Genomic DNA, 8650 nt, shown 5'->3' with positions numbered 1-8650 from the left:
CCCCCCGGTCGCCTCGCGTCAGCGAGGCGAAACACACAAAAGCTGATCCTCAGTCGAACTCGCGCAGCCGCGCCACGTAGCGCGCCAGGGTGTCGATCTCCAAGTTGATCCGGTCGCCCTCGGCCACATCGCCCCAGATCGTCACCTCCTTGGTATGAGGAATGACGTTGACGCCAAACCGGCAACCATCCACCTCGTTCACCGTCAGGGACGTGCCGTTCAATGCCACAGATCCCTTGGCAGCGATGTACCGCGCCAGGGCCTCCGGCACCTCGAAGGTCATGCGCGTGCTCTCGCCCTCGTCGTGCAGCTCGACCAGGTGCGCGACCCCATCCACATGGCCGGACACGATATGCCCGCCCAATTCGTCCCCGACCTTCAGCGCCCGCTCCAGGTTGAGCCGCGTCCCGGTGGCCCAGCCGTCCAGATTGGTCTTCGAAATGGTCTCGGCACTGATGACCACGTCAAACCAATCCGGCCCAAGCGCCACCACCGTCAGGCAGACCCCGTTGCAGGCGATCGACGCGCCAAGGTCGATCCCGGCGGTCTCGTATCCCGTGCCGATCCGCGCATGCAGGTCGCCACGATTTTCCAGCGCACGCACCTCGCCCACGTCCGTGATGATCCCAGTGAACATGCGTCCTCCATAAAGCCTTATTTTCGCCGCCATCTGTAAATAGAATGGCAACAAAGCATTCACACAATCACGCGCGGGGAGCAAGGCAACCGGCGTTTGGCGCAGGCAGCTTCGGGCAAGAGGACGATGAACAAGGCTACGGGTGACAAACGGGTCTTCCTGTTCCTTCAGGGACCGCACGGGCCGTTCTTCAACCGGCTCGGCGCGATGCTGCGCCGCACCGGCGCGCAGGTTTGGCGAGTGGGCTTCAACGCCGGCGACCGTGCTTTCTGGTTCCACCCTAAATCCTACCTGCCCTTTCGCCACGCGCAGGATGACTGGCGCGGCTGGTTTATAGACCAGATCCACGAAAAGCGCGTTACGGACGTGGTCCTGTACGGCGACGTCCGCCGCATCCACGCCGAGGCCGTCGAAGAAGCCAAGCGTCGCGGCCTGACCGTCCACGTCTTCGAAGAAGGCTACATGCGCCCCTATTGGGTGACCTATGAGCGTGGCGGCTCGAACGGGCATTCCCGCCTGATGGACATGTCCGTGGCCGAGATGCAGCAGGCGCTTGCCCTGTCGGATATGGAGGCTCCCCTGCCCCCGGCCCATTGGGGCGACATGCGGCACCACATCTTTTACGGCGCGCTCTACCATTGGTTCGTGATGTTCCGGAACGGTGACTACCGCAACTTCCGCCCGCATCGTTCGCTGACCGTGGTGCAGGAGTTCCTGCTTTATCTCAAACGCCTCGTGCTGATGCCCGCCAGCTGGATCGACCGCGTGATTGCCACGCAACGCATTCGTCTCGGCGGCTTTCCCTACCATCTCTGCCTGATGCAGCTGGAACACGATTCCAGCTTCCAGAAACACAGCCCGTTCAACACGATGCCCGACTTCGTCGAACTCGTCATCGCCGGGTTCAAGGAAGGCGCGCCAGGCCATCATCACCTTGTGTTCAAGGCGCATCCGCTGGAGGATGACCGCGCCGGGATCCGCCGCGCCATCCGCGAGGCGGCCCGCACCCACGGCGTCAGCGACCGCGTCCATTACGTGCGCGGCGGCAAGCTGGCGCAGCTGTTGAACGACGCGCGCACGGCCGTCACGGTGAATTCCACCGCCGCGCAACAGGTGCTCTGGCGCGGCATTCCGCTGAAGGTCTTTGGCAACGCGGTCTACGCCAAGCCCGAGTTCGTCTCGACACAACCGCTGGCGGAATTCTTCGCTCAGCCGTTCCGGCCGGACAACAAGGCCTACAAGGATTATCGCCGCTACTTGTTGGAGACCTCTCAGCTTCCCGGCGGTTTTTACTCCGCCCGTGGACGGCGGCAATTGCTGCGCCAGGTGGTCGACCTGATGCTGGCACCAGACGACCCCTACGACTCCTTTGCGCGCGGAACCGCGGCCCCGCGGCAACAGTTGCGCGTGGTGCACTGACGCGGACCAGCGCAAATGCTGGATTTTCCTTCGAACTGTCGATACCTTGGCAAAAAAAGACTGAGGCAGAACACAGGTCGAGGAGACCGAGCAGTGAAAAACTCCCCCACCCGTTGGGCGCGGAGCGTCGCCCTTCTGGCCGCGGTGTCGATTCTGGCATCCTGCGGCCTGCCGCGCGTTGGCCCCAACAAACGTGAAATCTACGCCGGTTCGGTGCAGCGCGAAGGTGACGCCTTCATCGTCGCGGTGAACGACCGCGTGACGCGCGCAACCGCCGTTGTGCCCGCGCTCGGCTTCTCCGACGCCTTCAAGAACGCCGCTGTCATGGGGTCGGACACGATCCGCCCTGGCGACACGCTGGGCCTGACGATCTGGGAAAACGTCGATGATCCGCTTCTGGGCGCCGGTGGCGGTCCGGGTGGCGGCGGTGGCCCCGCGCTTCTCGAAGAAGTGCAGGTGGACGGCAACGGCTTCATCTTCATTCCCTATGCCGGACGCATCCGCGCGGCGGGCAACACGCCCGAGCGTATCCGCCAGATCATCACGCAAAAGCTCGAAGACCAGACGCCGGACCCGCAGGTCCAGGTGCGCCGCCTTGCCGGTGACGGCTCGACCGTGTCTCTGGTCGGCGCTGTCGGCAGCCAGGGCGTATTTGCCATCGAGCGCCCGACCCGCACGCTGGCATCCATGATCGCCCGCGCCGGTGGTGTGACGATCACCCCCGAGATCGCGCAGGTCAAAGTGATCCGCGGCAGCCAGTCCGAAACGATCTGGTTCCAGGACCTCTACAAGCGGCCAGAGTTCGACATCGCCCTGCGCGGCGGCGACCGCATCCTCGTCGAGGAAGACACCCGCGCCTTTACCGCACTGGGTGCCACTGGATCGCAGGCCCGCGTACCGTTCGAGGCGCAGAGCATCTCGGCCGTCGAAGCGATTGCAACCGTGGGCGGCCTTCTGTCCGCAACGGCGGATCCCACCGGCGTCTTCGTCTTCCGCAACGAACCGGCGGAAATCGCCAATCAGGTGCTGGGCCGCGACGACCTGATCGGCGCGCAGCGTCTGGTCTATGTTCTCGACCTGACCCAGCCAAACGGCATGTTCATGGCGCGCGATTTCGTCATCCGCGATCAGGACACATTGTATGTGACCGAAGCGCCTTACGTGCAGTGGGACAAGACCATCGCCTCGCTGACCGGGTCGCTCGGCTCCGTGGCAACGGTGACGTCGATCGCAGATTCTCTGCGCTCCGGCGGGTGACAAGATTGAATAAAAACGAGGGACATGGGCGCGCCGGGGGGGAAACCTCCCGGCGTCTTTACGTCTACAACGGCGGGTTCCTGCGGCAGGCCCGAGTGCGGCGCATCCTGTCGCTGGCCGGGTACAGGATCAGCGTTGGCCTGCCCGCAAAGGGCGATCTGGTTGGCGTTTGGGGCCAATCCCCCTACGCCCATCGCGGCGAGAGCGTGGCCGCCAGTCGTGGCGCGCAATTGGTCCGGATCGAGGACGCCTTCCTTCGCTCGCTGCATCCCGGTCGCACGGGCGAGGCGCCACTCGGCGTGTTGGTCGATCACCGCGGTATTCACTTCGACGGGCGCACGCCCTCCGATCTCGAGCACCTGCTGGAGACCGACCCCTTGGATGACCATGACCTGCTGGAGCGGGCGCGCGGCGTCATCGGGCGGATGCGCGAGGCGCATCTGTCGAAATACTCAGCCACCCGGTTGGACGAACCGCCCCCTGCCCCGGGCTATGTGTTGGTGGTCGACCAGACCCGCAACGATGCCTCGGTCAAGGCATCGGGCGGAGATCGCGCGCGGTTCCTTGAAATGCTCTTCGTCGCGCGAGAGGAGAACCCGCACGCGCGCATCCTGTTGAAAACCCATCCCGAAACAGCGGCAGGCCTGCGCGGCGGCCATTTCGTCGAAGGTGACGCGACGGGGCAGATCAGCCTTTACGATGGCAATGCCTCGCCGTGGACCCTGCTGGAAGGCGCCACACGGGTCTACGTGCTGTCATCGCAGATGGGCTTCGAGGCGATCCTTGCCGGGCACAAACCGCGCGTCTTCGGACGCCCCTTTTATTCCGGCTGGGGCCTGACCGAGGACGAAGAACAATTCCCGCGACGCAGGCGTCGATTGACACGGGCACAGTTGGTGGCGGGGGCCATGATCCTCTTCCCGAAATGGTATGATCCATACCGTGACTGCCTTTGCGAAATCGAAGACGTTCTGGGCACCCTCGAAGCGCGTTCACGGGCGTGGCGGGATGACCGCCAGGGCTGGGTCGTGGCCCGCGCCCGGCTGTGGAAAAGAGGAATTCTCCAGAAATTCTTCGGCCAGGAAAAGCGGTTACGATTCGAAGACAATGTGGATAAGGCAGAGGCCCTGGCCCAGCAGACCGGGCGGAGACTGATGGCTTGGGCGAATTCCGGCGACGCACGCGGCGTCCATCTGGAAGACGGCTTTCTTCGGTCGCGCGGGTTGGGCGCTGACCTGATCCCGCCGCTGTCGCTGGTGCTTGATCCGGAGGGGATCCACTTCGACCCGTCGCGCCCCTCGGCTTTGGAAAAGATGATCCAGCAGCGCGCAGTTGGCCTGCGACCCGACCAAAACCAACGTATCCACAGGCTTATACAAAGCCTGGTCGAGAGCAGGTTGTCCAAATACAACCTGTCTGGCGAGATGCCGCGGCTGCCCTCCGGCTACCGCATTCTTGTGCCGGGCCAGGTTGAAGATGATGCCTCGATCCTGCGGGGCAGCCCCGATGTGCGATCGAACACCGAACTTTTGCGCCGTGCCCGCGCGCAGCATCCCGATGCGGTGATCCTCTGGAAGCCCCATCCGGATGTGGAGGCCGGACTGCGCAAGGGAGCCGTCAAGGATCCTGAGCGTTGGGCGGACGTGACGCTGGATCGCGTTGGGATTGCGGAACTCCTTGAGAACGTGGATGAAATCTGGACCCTGACGTCAGGCACCGGCTTCGAAGCGCTTCTGCGCGGTCTCAAGGTGACGACCCTAGGCGTGCCCTTTTACGCCGGCTGGGGGCTGACCCGCGATCTGGGCCTGGTTCCGCAGCGCCGACGCGACGGACCGCGCCCGACACTGGAGGCGCTGGTGCATGCGACGCTCATTGATTACCCAAGGTATTTCGATCCGCAAACCGGTCAGGCCTGCGCCGTCGAAACTGTCGTGCATCGCCTGAAACACGGGCCGATCCCGACGCCGGGACCGTTCAATCGCAGCCTGTCAAAGCTGCAGGGCGCACTGGCGAGCCATGCACACTTGTGGCGCCGTTAACCTTTCAGTAAAGAGTTTTAATCCAGCCCCCTGATAAAATGTTATTTTCAGAGTTGCCCACAGGTTGGACACGGTTTGTTCCACCTGGAAAGAAGATTACAAGCCACTGGAAATCCTCAGCTTTACGTGAAGGAAATGCGCCTCCACACGTGTTGGATGTCCGAACCGCGCGGACAAACATCCACAAGCTCAAAACGGGGCGCATCACGCAAGGTATTGATCCCCAAAGCACCGATCCCGGGGTGACCTTCGGCGCCCAGCGCCATGCCAGCTGTAAACACGTGCAACTCGTCTACGAGATCCTGCGCCAAAAGCGAGGCGGCCAATTGCCCGCCGCCCTCGCAAAACACGCGCGTCAACCCTTGATGCCCAAGGACTTGCAGCATTCCGCCAGCATCGAGTCGTCCGGCGGACAGGGGAACGGGGAGGAGCTTAGCGCCCAATTGTTGCCAAGCCGTAAACAGATCGTTTCCAATACCGGCGCCATGGCAGAGCCAGACCGGAACCTCCTGCGCCGTCCGCGCCAGATCCCCCAGCAAGGGCAGATCGAGGTTCCGGCTGGCCACGACGCGCACCGGTTGCCGGGGCACATCGTAACCGCGCACCGTCAGACGCGGGTTATCAGCACGCGCGGTGCCTCCGCCCACCAGGACGGCGTCGTGACGGGCACGCAGGGCATGCGCGGCGTGACGCGCCTCGGGGCCGGTGATCCACTGGCTCTCACCCGTTGCCGTGGCGATGCGCCCGTCCAGCGTCAAAGCCAGCTTCAACGTCAGCCATGGGCGCCCCTGCTCGACCCGCAGAAAGAACCCGGCATGGTCCTGAAGCGCCTCGCCGGCCAATACGCCGGTCCTGACCTGAATGCCGTTTTGACGCAGCCGTTCAAAGCCTTGCCCGGAAACCCTCGGGTCGCTGTCCGCGATGGGTGCCACGACGCGCGCCACGCCCGCCGCGATCAGCGCGTCGCAGCAAGGCGGCGTCTGGCCGTGATGCGCGCAAGGCTCGAGCGTCACGTAGGCCGTCGCCCCGCGCGCTGCATCGCCCGCCATTTGCAGGGCCATGACCTCGGCATGAGGGCGCCCGCCCGGCTGTGTCCAGCCGCGACCGACCACCCTGCCCTCGCGCACGATGACGCAGCCCACGGCGGGGTTCGGCCAGGTCTGTCCCATGCCGCGACGACCCAGGGCCAAGGCCTGGGCCATCCAGCGTGTGTCCATGCTCAACGGGTCGGCTGCGTGCTGTCCGGGCGCAATTCGGAGACGAACTTGTCGAAGTCATCCGCCGCCTGGAAGTTCTTGTAAACGCTGGCAAATCGCACGTAGGCCACGGTGTCGATCCGGGCCAGCGTCTCCATCACGATTTCGCCGATCTGCTTGGACGGGATGTCCGTCTCGCCCATGCTTTCCAACCGCCGCACAATCCCCGAGATCATCTGGTCGATGCGTTCCGGTTCGATCGGGCGTTTCTGCAAAGCGATCCGGATCGAGCGTTCCAACTTGTCCCGGTCGAAGTCCTCGCGGCGTCCGTTGGTCTTTATCACAACAAGATCACGGAGTTGCACGCGCTCGTAGGTGGTGAACCGGCCACCGCAGGCCGGGCAGAAACGGCGCCGGCGGATCGAAACGTGATCCTCTGCCGGACGCGAGTCCTTTACCTGTGTATCGATATTTCCGCAAAACGGGCAGCGCATCGGCCTGTCCCCTCGTTTATATAATTCCCGCCTCGATTGGGGGTTGCTCCCCCTTATCCACAGGCACTATAGGCCATGACCCAAGTTTTGGGTAGGGAAATATTTCACCCCCCACATGCGGCATTGTTCAATTAATTAATCACCGAGTCGCCCCTGCGGTTGTCCCTCTGATGAAGGCAGCGCACGCACAGGTTTACGCAACGCGCGCTACCATATCTGGTGTCCGGGCGCGCAGCGCATCAAGAGCACACCCGCCGGTTAACGCGGTTCTGGCAGATTTTAAGGGGCAAACCGGCCGGTTTTCGGGGTCAAACCGGCCGATTGGTAACATTTTCATCGCCCCACCCGCCCCGCACCCGGACAGCCGCAGGTTTCTGGTTAACCCTTGCCGCGCACAGCCCCGTCCAGCACCGCCGGGCGGGTGGGATTGCCCGATCGTATCGCCTGCTCACGCTCGGCCATCCACGTGACGATCCGCTCGACCGGCGGGTCCTTCAACGCGATCCAGTCGAGGCACCAGATCAGTTCCTGTTGCAGCACCTCGGGCGCAATATCCGACAGGTCGCGTGCGGGATCGTCCCAGCGCGGGCCGCCCAGGTAGACGGCGGCAAACATGACCTTGGCCTTGAGCGGCGGCGTGCCATTGACCAGAAGCGCCTCGTAGAACATGCGATGCACGTCTTCCCAGCGCCGGGACAGCCATGTCGGCAACGCATCGTTGCCAACGCCGCAATAGGCATCATGCAGCGCGGCGGCCATGAGATATTCGCGGCTTTGCCGATCCCCCACCAGCGGCGCGAAAATCTGCGGGATCGTGGCGCCGTCTGTCAGGGTCCGGGGCGGCGCGGTCCAGCGCACTCCGTTGGCGTCGATAAAGTCGATCTCGCCCTTGATCGCGAGAAAGGCGTGGTTGAAACCGTCGAGGAAGACCGGCTGCCCCTCCATCTCGAGCGGGCCGCCAAGGAAAACGCAGCGCTTGTCGGCCTGCACCCCCAGACAGGTGTCGGCCGCGGACTGCCGCGTCAGGAATTCCGGCAGGCCAAGCGCCGCGACCCCGGCAGCGGTGGCAACGGCAAGGAAGGCGGCAAGCAGGCGTCTGGACGGCATGGAAACGGTGAATCCCTTAAATCGGGCGCAAGCTAACAGAGGCAAGAGCTTGATGCGATGGCGGAATTCCCGCCTCAGGCGAGATGGGCCGCCACGTCGCGTGCATGTGGCCGGTCGCGGTGCTCGAACAGGTAGATGCCCTGCCAGGTGCCAAGGCAAAGCCGCCCGCGCGTCACCGGGATCGACAGCGACACCGGCATCATCGCGGCCTTGATATGCGCGGGCATGTCGTCGGGCCCCTCGTAGGTGTGGGTCAGGTAGGACATGGAGGCGTCGGTCGTCGGCGGCACGAGGCGGTGAAAGAAGGCACGCAGATCGGTTTGCACCTCGGGGTCGGCGTTCTCCTGTATCAGCAGCGAGGCAGAGGTGTGCCGGACGAACAGCGTCAGAAGGCCGTCGCGGGTGGATTGCGCCGTCCAGCGCGTCACGTCGCGGGTGAACTCGTACAGCCCCTGCCCCGCTGTCGAAATCGTGAAGGTGGTCTGCACGGTTTGCCTCTCT

The 8650-nt window shown here is 64.0% G+C and carries 8 protein-coding genes; 3 read left to right on the top strand and 5 right to left on the bottom strand.

What is annotated here, in order from left to right; genetic code table 11:
* Positions 1-49: 49 nt before the first annotated feature.
* On the bottom strand, positions 50-637 hold the full coding sequence (locus ACP16H_RS09275; protein WP_425072004.1) for a riboflavin synthase: 588 nt from the start codon (positions 635-637) through the stop codon (positions 50-52).
* A 126-nt stretch (positions 638-763) separates the two neighbouring features.
* Between ACP16H_RS09275 and ACP16H_RS09270 the strand changes: the two genes are divergently transcribed.
* From ACP16H_RS09270 to ACP16H_RS09260, 3 genes are all read left to right on the top strand, one after another.
* Complete coding sequence (locus ACP16H_RS09270) at positions 764-2056, top strand: capsule biosynthesis protein (RefSeq protein WP_425072003.1); 1293 nt, start codon at positions 764-766, stop codon at positions 2054-2056.
* A gap of 93 nt (positions 2057-2149) precedes the next feature.
* Positions 2150-3313 (top strand): polysaccharide biosynthesis/export family protein, encoded by a 1164-nt coding sequence (locus ACP16H_RS09265; protein WP_425072002.1) that lies wholly within the window; start codon positions 2150-2152, stop codon positions 3311-3313.
* Between the two features lie 5 nt (positions 3314-3318).
* A complete protein-coding gene (locus ACP16H_RS09260) occupies positions 3319-5352 on the top strand; it encodes a capsular polysaccharide biosynthesis protein (RefSeq protein WP_425072001.1) in 2034 nt (677 codons plus the stop codon).
* 122 nt (positions 5353-5474) lie between these two features.
* Here the strand turns inward: ACP16H_RS09260 and ribD are convergent, their stop codons facing one another.
* From ribD to ACP16H_RS09240, 4 genes are all read right to left on the bottom strand, one after another.
* A complete protein-coding gene (ribD, locus tag ACP16H_RS09255; protein ID WP_425072000.1) occupies positions 5475-6569 on the bottom strand; it encodes a bifunctional diaminohydroxyphosphoribosylaminopyrimidine deaminase/5-amino-6-(5-phosphoribosylamino)uracil reductase RibD in 1095 nt (364 codons plus the stop codon).
* Between the two features lie 2 nt (positions 6570-6571).
* Positions 6572-7042: a transcriptional regulator NrdR gene (nrdR, locus tag ACP16H_RS09250; protein WP_425071999.1), complete on the bottom strand. Its 471-nt coding sequence runs from the start codon at positions 7040-7042 to the stop codon at positions 6572-6574.
* A 378-nt stretch (positions 7043-7420) separates the two neighbouring features.
* Entirely contained in the window at positions 7421-8149 is a 729-nt protein-coding gene (locus ACP16H_RS09245; RefSeq protein ID WP_425071998.1) for a DUF1353 domain-containing protein, read from the bottom strand.
* A 74-nt stretch (positions 8150-8223) separates the two neighbouring features.
* Positions 8224-8637, bottom strand: a complete 414-nt coding sequence (locus tag ACP16H_RS09240) for a secondary thiamine-phosphate synthase enzyme YjbQ (protein WP_425071997.1) — start codon at positions 8635-8637, stop codon at positions 8224-8226.
* Between the last annotated feature and the right edge of the window lie 13 nt (positions 8638-8650).

This window comes from Sagittula sp. S175, from assembly GCF_049800975.1.
In the GTDB taxonomy this organism is placed as follows: domain Bacteria; phylum Pseudomonadota; class Alphaproteobacteria; order Rhodobacterales; family Rhodobacteraceae; genus Sagittula.
Note: the sequence above shows the minus strand (reverse complement) of the source record. Positions and strands in the feature narration are given on the sequence as shown.